Annotated in this window: 1 protein-coding gene; it reads left to right on the top strand. The window is 51.7% G+C overall.

All coding sequences use genetic code 11. The features are described 5' to 3' along the window. On the top strand, nt 1-240 hold a 240-nt coding region (locus tag SB749_RS20705), incomplete at both ends, for a hypothetical protein (protein WP_410711973.1).

The raw sequence follows: 240 nt of genomic DNA on the forward strand, positions 1-240 counted from the left end.
CGTTTGGGCGTTGAAACCATTGTACGTGACGGTTTCCAGGCGGCGCTTGAGTACCAGCAGCGGAAACAGGCTTATGAGCGTATGAGCCGTGCAGAACGTAAAAAGGCGGCAGCCCCACGGCCCGACTATCGCCTGGAGACGTTACTGGAAATTCTGAACAGCGAACGCTTCGTTCATGCGCATTCTTACGTTGCGTCAGAAATTTTGATGTTAATGGAAGTTGCCGAGGACTTTGGTTTT

This window comes from Brevibacterium sp. SIMBA_078 (genome assembly GCF_046534565.1).
In the GTDB taxonomy this organism is placed as follows: Bacteria; Actinomycetota; Actinomycetes; order Actinomycetales; family Brevibacteriaceae; genus Brevibacterium.